This is a genomic window from Paraburkholderia nodosa DSM 21604 (assembly GCF_000519185.1).
Taxonomy (GTDB): Bacteria; Pseudomonadota; Gammaproteobacteria; order Burkholderiales; family Burkholderiaceae; genus Paraburkholderia; species Paraburkholderia nodosa.
This window is the reverse complement of record NZ_JAFA01000008.1, coordinates 70,675-84,991: the sequence shown is the minus strand read 5'-3', so window position 1 is coordinate 84,991 and position 14,317 is coordinate 70,675. Positions and strand designations below refer to the sequence as shown.

Here is a 14,317-nt window from a genome sequence, read left to right as displayed (position 1 = left end):
GGGAGCCAGATGGCTCCCGTTCTCATTCGGCGCGGCGTCGGGCGCCGATGTGGCCCGACGTGGCGTTAGAACGCTTCGTCGGCGGCCAGATAGCGCCATTGGCCTTGCGGCAGCGCGCCAAGCAGCACGCGGCCCATGCGCACACGCTTGAGGCCCACGACCTTCAGGCCGACCAGTTCGCACATGCGGCGGATCTGGCGCTTCTTGCCCTCGCGCAGCACGAAACGCAACTGCTCGCCGTTTTGCCAGCTCACCTGCGCGGGCTTGAGCGGCACGTCGTCGAGCGACAGGCCGTGGCGCAACTGCGCGAGCAACTCGGGCGGGAAGTGCTGGTCGATTTCGGTCTCGATGTCGTTGTAGGTGACGCGCACGAGGTATTCCTTGTCGATGTCCGAACTCTCGCCGATCAACTGCTTGGCCACGCGACCGTCCTGGGTCAGCACGAGCAGGCCGGTCGAGTCGATGTCGAGCCGGCCAGCCGGGGCGAGCGTGCGCAGATGCTTCGCCGAAAAGCGGATACCCGAGTGGTCGCCGTCCCAATGGTTCTCGCCGGTGACGAGCGTGGCGGCGGGCTCATAGCCGTCCTCGGCCTGGCCCGACACATAGCCCACGGGCTTGTGCAGCAGGATCGTCACCTGGCGCGCCTGCGCCGCGAGCGCGGCCGGATCGACTTCGATGCGCTGATTCGGCGTGACCTTGGCGCCTAGCGTGTCGACGACTTCGCCGTCCACATACACCCAGCCCTTTTCGATCCATTCGTCGGCTTCGCGGCGCGAGCACAGGCCCAGTTCGGACATGCGCTTGGACAGGCGCAGGGTGTTGTCGCCATCGACTTCTTCCCGCGGTGTGCGGCGCGGTGCGGATTCGCCGTCATCGGTGCGGCGCGGGGGCTTCCCGGCCGATTTGACAGGGCCGGCGGTCTTGCGGCCGCCACCGCCTTCGTCTGCGCTGCGGCGTGCACGCGGTGCGGCGCCTTCGCGGTCATCGCGCGAGGTGGCTTTCACCGGGCGCGCGAAACGGCGCTCCGTGCCCTCGTCGCCGGCGCGCGTGGGGCGGCGGTCGTCACTTTCCGGGCGGCGGGCGAAGCGTCCCTCGCTGCCTTCGTCGCGGCTACGCGGCGGGCGGCGGTCATCGCCTTCGGTGCGACGCGTGAAGCGTCGGTCGCCACCTTCTTCCCGGCTGCGCGGCGGGCGGCGGTCATCGCCCTCGGGGCGACGCGCGAAGGGGCGTGCACCGCCTTCGTCGCGGCTGCGCGGCGGGCGGCGGTCATCGCCTTCGGGGCGACGCGCGAAAGAGCGTGCGCCACCTTCTTCGCGGCTGCGCGGTGGGCGGCGGTCATCGCCTTCAGTGCGCCGTTCGAAGCGGCGCTCGCCACCTTCGTCGCGGCTGCGCGGCGGGCGGCGGTCGTCGCCCTCTGCGCGGCGCGCGAAGGGGCGTGCACCACCTTCGTCACGGCTGCGCGGCGGGCGTCGGTCGTCGCCTTCGGGGCGGCGCGCGAAGCGTCGGTCGCCACCTTCTTCGCGGCTACGCGGCGGGCGGCGATCATCGCCTTCGGTGCGTCGTTCGAAGCGACGCTCGCCACCTTCGTCGCGGCTGCGCGGCGGGCGGCGGTCGTCACCCTCGGGGCGGCGCGTGAAGGGGCGTGCGCCGCCTTCGTCGCGGCCACGCGCGGGGCGGCGATCCTCGCCTTCGGTGCGTCGTTCGAAGCGACGCTCGCCACCTTCTTCGCGGCTGCGAGGCGGGCGGCGATCGTCACCTTCCGGGCGGCGCGCGAAGGAGCGTCCGCCACCTTCTTCGCGGCTGCGAGGCGGGCGACGGTCATCACCCTCGGTGCGGCGCGCGAAAGGGCGTGCGCTGCCTTCTTCGCGGCTACGCGGCGGGCGTCGGTCATCGCCTTCGGGGCGACGCGCGAAGCGGCGCTCGTCACCCTCATTACGGCCGCGCGAAAATCCACGTGCCTCATCGCCGGAGCGACGGGCCGGGCGGCGCTCGTCGCCGAACCCGCCTTCGCGAGCGGGTCGCGCCGGGCGCTCGCCCGGACGCGTATCGCCGGTGCGAGGCGTGGCGCGGCCGGCCGAGGTGCGGGCAGGCTTCCCAGCGGAAGTCTTCGCAGCCGATGCCGGCCTGGCGTCCGCCGGTCGCGCCTCGGCCGGTCGCACCGGCTTACGCGCGGTCGTACTGCCGCGGCGGACGGGGGCGCGTTCCGGAGTGGTCGGGCGCGGATGTTTGGCTGTCAGTTTGGCTCGCATGGATCTGGGTATTTCGCTTGGGTCATTCACACTGCGATCGCGCGCAGCAATTCGGTTTCGACGTGAATCTGCTGGCGGTTGTCGGAGAGTCCCGAACCGTCGAGCAGAAACACGTCTTCCACCCGTTCGCCGAGCGTATTGATCCGCGCCGCATGGACGCCGACATGATGCTCCGCGAGCACGCGCGCGATGGAATAGAGGAGGCCCGGCCGGTCGTTCGCGGACACGGACAGGATGTAGTATTGGCCGCGCTCGTCGGCCCGCAGGTCGACGCGCGGCGTCACCGGGAAGGTGCGCGACAGGCGCGAGAGACGGCCCTTCGACGGCTCGGGCAGTGCATTGCCCGTCGCCTTCAGGCGCGCCGCGAGTTCCTGCTCGACGAGGTTCGCGATATCGCGGTAATGCACGTCGCCCTCGGTGTGGGCGACGATGAAGTTATCGAGCGCGTAGCCGTGGCGCGTGGTGCTCACACGCGCGTCGAGCACGGAAAGGCCGCTGCGGTCGAAGTACGCGCACATCGTCGCGAACAGGTCGGGGCGGTCCTGCGCGTAGACGAGCACCTGCAGCGCCTCGCCGATCGGCGACGGGCGCGCGCGCACGACCGGCTCCGGCGCCTCGACGTGGCGATAGAGCACGCGCGTTTGCCAGGCGATATCGGCGGCGTCGTGGCGCAGGAAGTAGCCGACGTCGAGCTTCTCCCAGAGCGCGCGGTGGGCGTGTTCCGGCACGGTCTCGAGACGCAGCAGCGCGAGCGCCAGCTCCTGGCGCGTCTTGAGCTCCGAGTGCGCGTCGGGCTTGGCGCCACCGAGCACGGCGAGCGTCGAGCGGTAGAGGTCTTCGAGCAGCTTGCCTTTCCAGTTGTTCCAGACCTTCGGGCTCGTGCCGCGAATGTCGGCGACCGTCAGCAGGTAGAGCGCCGAAAGACGCCGTTCCGTGCCGACGAGTTCGGCGAAGCGCTTGACGACCTCGGGGTCGGTGATGTCCTGCTTCTGGGCAACCTGGCTCATCATGAGGTGCTGCTGCACGAGCCAGACGACCAGCTCCGCGTCGTCGCCCGTGATGTCGTGCTCGCGGCAAAAGCGCCGCGCGTCGGCCATGCCGAGCTGCGAGTGGTCGCCGCCGCGGCCCTTGGCGATGTCGTGGAACAGCGCCGCGACGTAAAGCACCCAGGGCCGCTCGAAGTTGGCGATGAGCTGGCTGCAGAACGGATACTCGTGCGCATGCTCGGCCACGGCGAAGCGGCGCATATTGCGCAGCACCATCAGGATGTGCTGATCGACCGTATAGACGTGATAGAGGTCGTGCTGCATCTGCCCGACGATGCGGCGGAAATTCAGCAGATAGCGCCCGAGCACGCTCGTCTGGTTCATGAGCCGCATGGCGTGCGTGATGCCGGCCGGCTGCTTGAGGATCTCCATGAAGAGCCGGCGGTTCTCCGGGTCGCGGCGCCAGCGCAGGTCCATGGTCTCGCGCGCGTTGTAGAGCGCGCGCAGCGTGCGCGCCGACAGGCCCTTCACGCCGGGCACCTGCTCGTAGAGCAGGAACGCTTCGAGAATCGCGTGCGGCTCGCGTTCGAACACGTCGTCGCTGACGATCTCCAGCATCCCCTGCTTCTCGACGAAGTGCTCGGAGAGCGTGCGCGTGATGCCACTTGTGCTCGGAAAGAGCTGCGCCTCGATGTTTTGGATCAGGATGGTGGACAACTGCGTGACCGCCTTCGCGGCCCAGTAGTAGCGGCGCATGAGCTGCTCGCTCGCCCGCCGCGCGCTGCTGGCCTTGTAGCCGAAGCTTTCGGCCACGGCTGTCTGCAGGTCGAACACGAGGATGTCCTGGCGGCGGCCCGCGATCACATGCAGGCGCGCGCGCAGCGCCTTGAGAAATGCCTCGTTGCGGCGCAGTTCGCGCGCCTCGCGCCCGGTGATGAGGCCGCGCTGGTCCAGCTCCTTCCAGCTGCTGCCGAAGGCGGCGGCCTCGGTGATCCAGAGGATCAGCTGCAGGTCGCGCAGGCCGCCGGGGCTTTCCTTGAGGTTGGGTTCGAGCGAATAGGGCGTGTCCTGGAAGCGCGCGTGGCGCTGGCGCATTTCGAGCACTTTCGCCTGGAAGAACGCACGCGGGTCCATGGCGTCGCGATAGCGCTGCGCGAAGTCGCCGAACAGTGTCGCGCTGCCCGTGATGCGGCGCGCCTCGAGGAGCGACGTGCGCACGGTGACGTCGTTGGCGGCTTCTTCGAGGCATTGCGAGACGCTGCGCACGCTGCTGCCGATATCGAGTCCGAGATCCCACGCAAGGCCGATAAAACGCTCGATGCGTTCTTCGAGCGGCGCGAGCGGCTCGTCGTCCGGCAGCAGGACGAGGATGTCGACGTCGGACCAGGGCGCAAGCTCGCCGCGCCCGAAGCCGCCCACCGCCACGAGCGCCAGCGTGGCCGGCAGCTCGCACAGGTTCCAGGCGCTGCGCAAGGTGTCGTCGGTGGTGCGGGCGAGGGCGCGCATCAGCGAGTCGACATTGGTCGCGGTCTTGAAACGCTCGAGCAACTGGGCCTTGGCGGCCTTGTAGTCGGACTTCAGCGACGACGTATCGGGAACGGCGACAGCGGGAACACTCATGGGCTCGGGTCGTGTCTGGCGTGGTTGGGCGGGCGGCTGGTCGTGCGCGCGGCAGGCCTCGCGCTGGCGGCTGGCCGCGTTGCTTCGTCGGTTAATGCGTTGGCTGCTTTGCAGGCTGCCTCATCGTGCTGCGGATGCCGGGCGGCGTCCGCATGTCGTGCCTCGCTCGCGTTGGGCGCGCTGGCCCGGGGCGCGGGCCGTTCTCTACGAGCATATCCATTTTGCGCCGGATCGCGCGAGGAAGCGCTTTCCGGCACTTTTTCCGGCGGTCAGGCCGCTGTGCCCGCCATCTGCGCGACGATGGCCGGCTTGGCGGGCGTACCCGCCGAGACCGTCAGGACCTCGTAGCCCGTTTCGGTCACGAGTACCGTGTGCTCCCACTGTGCCGAGAGGCTGCGGTCCTTCGTCTTGACGGTCCACTGGTCCGGCATGGTGCGAATGTCGCGGCGGCCGGCGTTGATCATCGGCTCGACGGTGAAGATCATGCCGGGCACGAGTTCGATGCCGGTGCCCGGCCGGCCGTAGTGCAGAACCTGCGGGTCTTCGTGGAACACCGTGCCGATGCCGTGGCCGCAGTATTCGCGCACCACGCTGTAGCCCTGGCTCTCGGCGTAGCGCTGAATGGCATGGCCGATGTCGCCCAGATGGCCGCCGGGACGCACCTGGTCGATGCCGAGCCACATGCATTCATAAGTGGTCTGCACGAGGCGCTTCGCGAGGATCGAGCCTTCGCCGACGATGAACATGCGGCTCGTGTCGCCGAAATAGCCTTCCTTGATGACCGTGATGTCGATATTGAGCGCGTCGCCGTTCTTCAGCGCCTTGTCGCCGGGAATACCGTGACAGATCACGTCGTTCACGGAAGTACAGATCGCCTTCGGGTAGGGCGGGTAGCCCGGCGGCTGATAGTTCAGCGGCGCGGGCACCGTGCCCTGCACATTGGTCATGTATTCGTGGCACAGGCGGTCGAGCTCACCCGTCGTCACGCCCGCGCTGACGAACGGCGTGATGTAATCGAGCACCTCGCTCGCCAGCCGGCAGGCGACGCGCATTTGCGCGATGTCTTGTTCGTTCTTGATCGAAATGGCCATGGTTTGCGCCCGAAAATGCAGTCGAATATTGAATTATCGCACCTAATGCCAGTGGTCGCTGACTTTTGAAAAGGCGCGTCGCGATCCGGCGCGCGCTGCATGGGCCATGGATGGCGCCGTATTCCGCGGGTAATAGCTGTCTTGAGTAAAGGGCGGTCTGCGTGCTATACTCTTCGGCTAAGTCGCTTCCCATATCTTTCGAATTCGCGTTCGAAAGAAGTACGCAAGTACAAAGAGTACCTGCGGGGGCGGCTGGATCCGCCGTTGCCGCGGAGCGCTTTGCCAAAGACGGATTTTGGCGGGTGCGCGAAGAACATTCGGAAGCATCTTCTTCAGGCAGCACACTCGCAAGCCGGCGCACTCAGGGTGTCGGGCGCGTCGATCTCCGGAAACGGGAGGGCGCACCGATACGGCAGCCGGCTTCAGACCCAACCCTAGCGGAGAATTGCAACATGGCAGTTACCATGCGCCAAATGCTGGAAGCCGGTGTCCACTTCGGTCACCAAACGCGCTTCTGGAACCCGAAGATGGCCCCCTTCATCTTCGGTCATCGCAACAAGATTCACATCATCAACCTCGAAAAGACGCTGCCGATGTACAACGACGCACTGAAGTACGTGCGTCAGCTGGCAGCGAACCGCGGCACGATCCTGTTCGTCGGCACGAAGCGTCAATCGCGCGACACGATCGCCCTGGAAGCGCAACGCGCTGGCATGCCGTTCGTGAACGCACGCTGGCTCGGCGGCATGCTGACCAACTTCAAGACGCTGAAGGTTTCGATCAAGCGCCTGAAGGACATGGAAGCAGCCGTGGAAGCGGGCGAGCTCGAGAAGATGAGCAAGAAGGAAGCGCTCCTGTTCGAACGCGAAATCGCCAAGCTGCAAAAGTCGATCGGCGGCGTGAAGGACATGGGCGGCATTCCGGACGCGATCTTCGTGGTCGACGTCGGCTATCACAAGATTGCCGTGACGGAAGCGAACAAGCTGGGCATCCCCGTGATCGCCGTGGTCGATACGAACCACTCGCCGGAAGGCATCGATTACGTGATCCCGGGCAACGACGACGCGAGCAAGGCCGTTGCGCTCTACGCGCAAGGCGTGGCTGACGCGATCCTCGAAGGCCGTGCCAACGCGGTCAACGAAGTGGTTGCAGCGGCGCGCGGCAACGACGGCGACGACGAGTTCGTCGAGGTCAATTCGGAGGCGTAAGCTGCCCCGTGTCCGGCAAGAAAAGGGGGCTTTCCATAGGCCCCTTTTTTTTAAGCCGCGACTTTCGTCGCCGCGACATATGCGCGGCACCGTAGCCCTGTAGAAGCAGCTGTAAAAAAGCGTTTCACCGCAGGCTCAAACGGAAACGAATTTCTGCCGGCCGCGTCGAAAGGCGGGCGGCGTGTACCAGACAGACTCAAGGAGCGAATGATGGCGGCAATTACCGCAAGCATGGTGGCAGAACTACGCGCGAAGACCGATGCGCCGATGATGGAATGCAAGAAGGCGCTGACGGAAGCCGACGGCGACCTCGCGCGTGCCGAAGAACTGCTGCGCGTGAAGCTCGGCAACAAGGCCAGCAAGGCCGCTTCGCGCGTCACGGCTGAAGGCGTGATCTCGTCGTTCATCGGTAGCGGCGCTGGCGCGATCGTCGAACTGAACTGCGAAACCGACTTCGTTTCGAAGAACGATGACTTCATCGGCTTCTCGAAGAAGATCGCTGAACTCGTCGCCACGCAAAACCCGGCTGACGTCGCCGCTCTGTCGGCGCTGCCGCTGGACGGCTCGACGGTCGACGCAGTGCGCCTCGCACTGGTCGGCAAGATCGGCGAGAACCTCTCGATCCGCCGCTTCGCGCGTTTCGAAACCGCCAACCAGCTGGCTGCATACCTGCACGGCACGCGCATCGGCGTGCTGGTCGAGTACACGGGTGCGGAAGAGCAAGTGGGCAAGGACGTCGCGATGCACATCGCCGCGATGAAGCCGGTCTCGCTGTCGTCGGACGACGTGCCGGCCGACCTGATCGCCAAGGAGCGCAGCATCGCCGAGCAGAAGGCTGCCGAATCGGGCAAGCCGGCTGAGATCGTCGCGAAGATGGTCGAAGGTTCGGTCCAGAAGTACCTGAAGGAAGTCTCGCTGCTGAACCAGCCGTTCGTTAAGAACGACAAGCAGACGATCGAGCAGATGCTCAAGGCTGCTGGCACGACGGTGCAGAAGTTCGCCCTCTTCGTGGTGGGCGAAGGCATTGAGAAGCGCCAGGACGACTTCGCTGCCGAAGTGGCCGCGCAAGTCGCTGCTGCAAAGCAGCAATAAAGACCGGTACGCCCGCTTGCCGCGCCTTGCGCGGCAAGCGGCGACCGCAGTTGTTGCAGCACCGCAGTTAGCACCGTAGTTTGCTGAGTTGTAAGCCGTGGCGGAGCAATCCGCCGTGGCGGGCAGCGTAGCGGCGACGCGCATGGTAGTCCCCCGCCGTGCGCGGCGTCGGAAATCTTCGCTATTTCTGGCGGCGCTTGCCCGAAGCCGTATTTCACCCCTACAGTTTCAAGTTATTGCCCTTTGCGCGCGATCCTGGATACCTCCATGCCCACACCCGCCTATAAACGCGTCCTGCTCAAACTTTCCGGCGAAGCCCTGATGGGCGATGATGCCTTCGGCATCAATCGCGCCACGATCGAACGTATGGTGGCAGACGTGGCCGAGGTGGTGCGTCTGGGCACCCAGCTCGCAGTCGTGATCGGCGGCGGCAACATTTTCCGCGGCGTCGCGGGCGGCGCGGCCGGTATGGACCGCGCAACGGCCGACTACATGGGCATGCTGGCCACGATGATGAACGCGCTCGCGCTGCAGGACGCCATGCGTCACGCGGGCATCGAGGCGCGCGTGCAGTCGGCGCTGCGCATGGATCAGGTCGTTGAGCCGTACATCCGCCCCCGCGCAATTCGCCAGCTCGAAGAAGGCAAGGTCGTGATCTTCGCCGCCGGCACGGGCAACCCGTTCTTCACCACCGACACGGCTGCTGCGCTGCGCGGCTCGGAAGTCGGCGCCGAAGTCGTGCTGAAGGCCACCAAGGTCGACGGCGTCTACTCGGCCGATCCGAAGAAGGACCCGACCGCCACGCGCTACTCGACGATCAGCTTCGATGAGGCAATTGGCCGCAACCTGCAGGTGATGGACGCCACCGCGTTCGCGCTGTGCCGCGACCAGAAGCTGCCGATCCGGGTTTTTTCCATCGTCAAGCCGGGTGCGCTCAAGCGCATCGTTCTGGGCGAAGACGAAGGTACGCTCGTCCACGTGTAAACTCTCGTCTCACGAGAGGTTCGAACACGGGCCGCGCCGCCCATCAGCGCGCTGGCGGGCTCGTTCCGTTATGAAGGTTCGGAGGTATCAAAATGGCTGTGGCTGACATCAAGAAGGGCGCCGAGCAGAAAATGCAGCGCTCGATCGACGCGTTCAAGAGCGATCTGGCGAAAATCCGAACGGGCCGCGCCCATACCGGTCTGCTCGACCACATCCAGGTCGACTACTACGGTTCGCCCGTGCCCATCTCGCAGGTCGCGAACCTCACGCTCGTCGACGCGCGCACGATCGGCGTGCAGGCCTGGGAAAAGAAGATGGTGCCGGTCATCGAAAAGGCGATCCGCGAGTCGGATCTCGGCCTGAACCCGGCCACGCACGGCGACCTGATCCGCGTGCCGATGCCCGCGCTCACCGAAGAGCGCCGCAAGGAGCTCACGAAGGTCGTCAAGAACGAAGGTGAAACGGCGAAGGTTGCCGTGCGCAACCTGCGTCGCGACGCCAACGAGCAGCTCAAGAAGCTCGTGAAGGACAAGGAAATTTCCGAAGACGACGAGCGCCGTGGCGGCGACGAAGTCCAGAAGCTGACCGACCGCTTCGTGACCGAGATCGACAAGCTCGTCCAGACGAAGGAAGCCGAGATCATGACGGTCTGAGGCCTCAGGCCTTCCAGATTCGCCAGATTTCAGGCGGCTTCCCTTTTTTATCGCAGTTACAGTCCGACGGCCATGACCTATACCAGCTCAACCGTTCGCGTGCCCGACGTGGCGGCCGTGCCGCGCCACATCGCGATCATCATGGACGGCAATGGCCGTTGGGCGACCCAGCGGCGCCTGCCGCGCGTCGCGGGCCACACGCGCGGCGTCGACGCCGTGCGTTCGGTCGTCGAGTCGTGCGTGGAGCGCGGCGTCGAATACGTGACGCTCTTCGCCTTCAGTTCCGAGAACTGGCGCCGACCGACCGACGAAGTGTCGTTCCTCATGCGCCTTTTCGTCACCGCGCTCGAACGCGAGGTGGCGCGCCTGCACGCGAACGGCATCCGCCTGCGCGTGGTCGGCGACCTGTCGATGTTCAATGAGCGCATCCAGGACCTGATTCGACGCGCGGAAACCAAAACCGCGCGCAACACCCGTCTCACGCTCACGATCGCCGCCAACTACGGCGGCCGCTGGGATATCCTGCAGGCCACGCGCAAGCTGGTCGAGGAAGCCGCGGCCACGGGCCAGGCGGTTCCCGTCACCGAAGACACGCTGTCCCAGCATCTGGCAATGGCCTACGCGCCCGAGCCGGATCTCTTCATCCGCACGGGCGGCGAGCAGCGGGTGAGCAACTTCCTGCTCTGGCAACTCGCCTACGCCGAGTTCTATTTCACCGACACGTTCTGGCCGGATTTCGACGCCGAAGCGCTCAGCCGCGCCATTGCGTCGTATGCCGAGCGCGAGCGCCGCTTCGGCCGCACGAGCGCGCAGGTCGTCGCCCAGAACGCCGATTCCCTTTCATGCTGAAGACCCGCGTCATTACGGCGCTCGTCCTGCTGGCAGTCTTCCTGCCGGTCACGCTGTTCGCGCCGGTGGCGGCGTTCGGCGCGCTGATCGGCGTCGTGGTCGTGTTCGCCGCGTGGGAGTGGGCGCGCCTCCTGAAGGCGGGCGCGACCGGCTCGATCGTCTACGCCGTGATCGCGGCCGCCGCCGTGGCGCTCAGTACGCGCCTGCCGGCGCCCCGGCCGCTCTTTCAGGCGGCGGGCGTGTTCTGGATCATCGCCGGTCCTTACGTGCTGCTGCGCAAGCCGGTGCTCGCCGCCGGCGCCTGGCGCGGCTTCCTGCTGGCCGCCGGGCTCGTCGTTTTCGCGGCCTGCTGGCACGCCCTCGTCGCCGCGCGCACGGCCGGCGTGGCGTTCGTTTTGTCCCTGTTGCTCGTGGTCTGGCTGGCCGATATCGGCGCATACTTTGCAGGTAAGGCATTCGGAAAGCATAAGCTTGCGCTTTCGATCAGCCCCGGCAAGACCTGGGAGGGCGCCGTGGGCGGCTGGGCCGCCGTGATGGTGGTGTCGGGCGCGGCGATCGCGCTGCACGCGTTCGAACCCACGCTGTATTCCGCGCTCGCCGCCCAGATCGGGCTCGGCCGTGCGCTTTTTGTACTTACCGTGCTGGTCGCGTTCAGCGTGATCGGCGATCTGTTCGAGTCGATGCTGAAGCGCCAGGCTGGCGTGAAGGATTCGAGTGGCCTCCTGCCGGGCCACGGCGGAGTCCTCGACCGCATCGACGCGCTGCTGCCCGTGCTGCCGCTTGCCATGTTGCTGCTCGGCTAAAGGGGCTTGGCCAGGACGCTCGGCTAGAGATTTGAATATGCAAAAACGACTCACACTGCTCGGTTCCACGGGCTCGATCGGAGACAGCACGCTCGACGTCGTCGCGCGTCATCCGCAACGCTTCTCGGTCTATGCGCTCACCGCGCATCGCAACGGCGAGAAGCTCGTCGAACAATGCCTGCGCTTCGCCCCCGAAGTGGCCGTGGTCGGCGACGCCGACACCGCCGCACAGGTCGAGCGCAAGCTGCGCGCGGCCGGCTCGAAGACCGTCGTGACCTACGGGCCGCAGGCGCTCGTCGAAGTCTCGAAGAGCGATGGCTGCGACACGGTGGTCGCGGCCATTGTCGGCGCGGCGGGTCTCGCGCCCACGCTTGCAGCGGCGAAGGCCGGCAAGCAGATCCTGCTCGCCAACAAGGAAGCGCTCGTGATGTCGGGCGACATCTTCATCGATGCCGTGTGCGACAGCGGCGCCGTCCTGCTGCCGCTCGACAGCGAGCACAACGCCGTGTTCCAGTGCTTCCCGCGCGAAAACGCGCAGCGCGACGGCGTCACGAAGATCATCCTGACCGCCTCGGGCGGCCCGTTCCGCACCCGCGAGCCCTCGACGCTCGTGAACGTGACGCCCGACGAGGCCTGCAAGCACCCGAACTGGTCGATGGGTCGCAAGATCTCGGTCGATTCGGCCACGATGATGAACAAGGGCCTTGAAGTGATCGAGGCGCACTATCTGTTCGACCTGCCGGGCGAGCGCATCGACGTGCTGATCCACCCGCAGAGCGTGATCCACTCGATGGTTTCGTACGCCGACGGTTCGGTGCTCGCGCAACTAGGCAACCCCGACATGCGCACGCCGATCGCGCACGCGCTGGCGTATCCGGATCGTGTCGATTCCGGCGTCGCGCAGCTCGATCTCGCGCAAATCGCGACGCTCACGTTCGAAAAGCCCGACTACGCGCGCTTTCCATGTCTCGCACTCGCGATGCAGGCATTGGGCGCCGGCGGCGTGGCGAGCGCGGCGCTCAACGCGGCGAACGAAGTTGCGGTGGAAGCATTTTTGAACCGGCGCATCGGCTTCATGGCCATCGCCCAGACGGTGGATGCCGTACTCAACGCGCTCGAGAACCGCAACGCGTCGAGTCTCGAAGTCGTGCTCGAAGCCGACGCGGCCGCCCGCCGCGCGGCTCACACCATCATCGACAGCCTGCCGGTGCCGGCCTGACAGGTCAGCGAGGGGCTCGCGGAAGGGCCCTGGCGGCCCCTCAGGCACGCGAGCCTGACCTCGGGGTCGCTCCCGCACCGGTGCGCTGCTTCCAGCCCAGGAGGCGCTCATGAACCTGCTTACCGAACTGGTCGCATTCGTCGTGGCGATCGGCGTGCTGGTCGTCGTGCACGAATACGGGCACTACAGCGTCGCGCGCCTGTGCGGCGTGAAGGTCCTGCGTTTCTCGATCGGCTTTGGCCGGCCGCTCGTGCAGTGGGTCAGCAAGAGGAGCGGCACCGAGTGGACCATCGCGGCGCTGCCGCTCGGCGGTTACGTGAAGATGCTCGACGAACGCGAGTCGCCCGAGCAGATTCCCGCGAGCGATTTGCCGCACGCGTTCAACCGCCAGTCGGTCGGCAAGCGCATTGCGATCGTCGCGGCGGGGCCGATCGCCAATTTCGTGCTGGCCGTCGTGCTCTTTTCGGTGGTGTACGCGAGCGGGGTGACCGAGCAGAAGGCCATTGTCGCGGCGCCGCCCACGCAATCGGCGGCGGCTCGTGCCGGCTTCCAGGGCGGCGAAACGATTCTTTCGGTGAGCGATGCAAACGGCAGCCGCACCGAGCCCGTGCGTTCGTGGTCCGACCTGCGCTGGAAACTGCTTGCCACGGCGTTCGACCAGGGCCATGTCGTCCTTGCCGCGCGCGATGGCGAGGGCACCTACGATTTCCCGCTCGATCTCTCGCAACTGACCAGCAAGGATCTCGACGACGACTTCATGGCGAAGCTCGGCCTCGAGGCGGGCGGCAACACGCTCAAGGTGGCGGCCGTGGAGGCGGGTAGTGCGGCGCAACATGCCGGGCTGCAAGCCGGCGATCAACTGCGCGCCGTCGACGGCCGGCCCGTGGACAGCGCAAGCACTTTCATCGCGTACGTGAAGGCGCGTGCGGGCAAGCCCGTGCGGCTCACGGTCGCGCGCGGCGACGCTGCCCAGCACGCGCAGCAAACGCTCGCGCTCATGGTCACGCCCGCGCTGCAACGCGACGCGCAAACGGGCGAAGAAGTGGGTCGAATCGGTGCGGCGCTCTCGGCGCAGGCGCCTTCCGTGGACGTGCGCTACGGGCCGCTCGAGAGCGTGAGGCTCGGTGCGTATCGCACTTGGGACATCGCCGTGTATTCGCTGCGGATGTTCGGCCGCATGATCACGGGCGAAGCATCGCTGAAGAATCTGTCGGGCCCGGTGACGATTGCCGACTATGCCGGCAAGAGCGCGAGACTCGGTCCTTCAGCGTTCCTGTCGTTCCTCGCACTCGTGAGCATCAGCCTCGGCGTATTGAATCTGCTCCCAATTCCGGTATTGGACGGGGGGCATCTGTTATATTATGCGGTTGAAGCCGTAACGGGCAAAGCCGTCTCGGACCGCTGGCAGCTCGTACTGCAGCGCGCGGGACTTGCCTGCATCGTCGCACTGTCGGCGATCGCGTTGTTCAACGATCTGGCTCGGTTAATCCATTTTTAAAGATGTCTGGCGGCGTCCGTGGGCGTGCCGCCTGACCTGATGCAGCTATACATAATTGGGGAAGC

At 66.3% G+C, this 14,317-nt stretch carries 10 protein-coding genes and 1 pseudogene; 8 read left to right on the top strand and 3 right to left on the bottom strand.

What is annotated here, in order from left to right; genetic code table 11:
• Positions 1-65: 65 nt before the first annotated feature.
• The 3 genes and pseudogenes from A3CW_RS54430 to map all read right to left on the bottom strand — a co-directional run.
• Positions 66-1,310: pseudogene (locus A3CW_RS54430) on the bottom strand (pseudouridine synthase); the annotation flags it as partial.
• 965 nt (positions 1,311-2,275) lie between these two features.
• Positions 2,276-4,855 carry a [protein-PII] uridylyltransferase gene (locus A3CW_RS0113570; protein ID WP_028204065.1) on the bottom strand — a complete coding sequence of 860 codons (2,580 nt, stop codon included), beginning with the start codon at positions 4,853-4,855 and terminating at the stop codon, positions 2,276-2,278.
• Positions 4,856-5,124: 269 nt separating this feature from the next.
• Complete coding sequence (map, locus tag A3CW_RS0113565) at positions 5,125-5,946, bottom strand: type I methionyl aminopeptidase (RefSeq protein WP_028204064.1); 822 nt, start codon at positions 5,944-5,946, stop codon at positions 5,125-5,127.
• Positions 5,947-6,398: 452 nt separating this feature from the next.
• Between map and rpsB the strand changes: the two genes are divergently transcribed.
• The 8 genes from rpsB (at position 6,399) to rseP (ending at position 14,252) form a co-directional block, all read left to right on the top strand.
• Complete coding sequence (gene rpsB / locus A3CW_RS0113560) at positions 6,399-7,154, top strand: 30S ribosomal protein S2 (protein WP_028204063.1); 756 nt, start codon at positions 6,399-6,401, stop codon at positions 7,152-7,154.
• 210 nt (positions 7,155-7,364) lie between these two features.
• Positions 7,365-8,246 (top strand): translation elongation factor Ts, encoded by an 882-nt coding sequence (gene tsf / locus A3CW_RS0113555; RefSeq protein WP_028204062.1) that lies wholly within the window; start codon positions 7,365-7,367, stop codon positions 8,244-8,246.
• 267 nt (positions 8,247-8,513) lie between these two features.
• On the top strand, positions 8,514-9,230 hold the full coding sequence (gene pyrH / locus A3CW_RS0113550; RefSeq protein ID WP_028204061.1) for a UMP kinase: 717 nt from the start codon (positions 8,514-8,516) through the stop codon (positions 9,228-9,230).
• Between the two features lie 92 nt (positions 9,231-9,322).
• The gene (gene frr, locus A3CW_RS0113545; protein ID WP_028204060.1) at positions 9,323-9,883 is read left to right on the top strand and encodes a ribosome recycling factor; all 561 of its coding nucleotides are present in this window, start codon (positions 9,323-9,325) and stop codon (positions 9,881-9,883) included.
• Positions 9,884-9,955: 72 nt separating this feature from the next.
• Complete coding sequence (locus A3CW_RS0113540; protein WP_028204059.1) at positions 9,956-10,732, top strand: isoprenyl transferase; 777 nt, start codon at positions 9,956-9,958, stop codon at positions 10,730-10,732.
• Entirely contained in the window at positions 10,726-11,535 is an 810-nt protein-coding gene (locus tag A3CW_RS0113535) for a phosphatidate cytidylyltransferase (protein WP_028204058.1), read from the top strand. The genes A3CW_RS0113540 and A3CW_RS0113535 overlap by 7 nt, the downstream gene beginning before the upstream one ends.
• A gap of 37 nt (positions 11,536-11,572) precedes the next feature.
• Entirely contained in the window at positions 11,573-12,754 is a 1,182-nt protein-coding gene (locus A3CW_RS0113530; RefSeq protein WP_028204057.1) for a 1-deoxy-D-xylulose-5-phosphate reductoisomerase, read from the top strand.
• A 109-nt stretch (positions 12,755-12,863) separates the two neighbouring features.
• Entirely contained in the window at positions 12,864-14,252 is a 1,389-nt protein-coding gene (gene rseP / locus A3CW_RS0113525) for an RIP metalloprotease RseP (RefSeq protein ID WP_028204056.1), read from the top strand.
• Positions 14,253-14,317 lie beyond the last annotated feature (65 nt).

Coding starts and splice junctions, on each gene's coding strand:
- A3CW_RS0113570 (WP_028204065.1), bottom strand. CDS start 4,855: ATGAGTGTTCCCGCTGTCGCCGTTCCCGATACGTCGTCGCTGAAGTCC.
- map (WP_028204064.1), bottom strand. CDS start 5,946: ATGGCCATTTCGATCAAGAACGAACAAGACATCGCGCAAATGCGCGTC.
- rpsB (WP_028204063.1), top strand. CDS start 6,399: ATGGCAGTTACCATGCGCCAAATGCTGGAAGCCGGTGTCCACTTCGGT.
- tsf (WP_028204062.1), top strand. CDS start 7,365: ATGGCGGCAATTACCGCAAGCATGGTGGCAGAACTACGCGCGAAGACC.
- pyrH (WP_028204061.1), top strand. CDS start 8,514: ATGCCCACACCCGCCTATAAACGCGTCCTGCTCAAACTTTCCGGCGAA.
- frr (WP_028204060.1), top strand. CDS start 9,323: ATGGCTGTGGCTGACATCAAGAAGGGCGCCGAGCAGAAAATGCAGCGC.
- A3CW_RS0113540 (WP_028204059.1), top strand. CDS start 9,956: ATGACCTATACCAGCTCAACCGTTCGCGTGCCCGACGTGGCGGCCGTG.
- A3CW_RS0113535 (WP_028204058.1), top strand. CDS start 10,726: ATGCTGAAGACCCGCGTCATTACGGCGCTCGTCCTGCTGGCAGTCTTC.
- A3CW_RS0113530 (WP_028204057.1), top strand. CDS start 11,573: ATGCAAAAACGACTCACACTGCTCGGTTCCACGGGCTCGATCGGAGAC.
- rseP (WP_028204056.1), top strand. CDS start 12,864: ATGAACCTGCTTACCGAACTGGTCGCATTCGTCGTGGCGATCGGCGTG.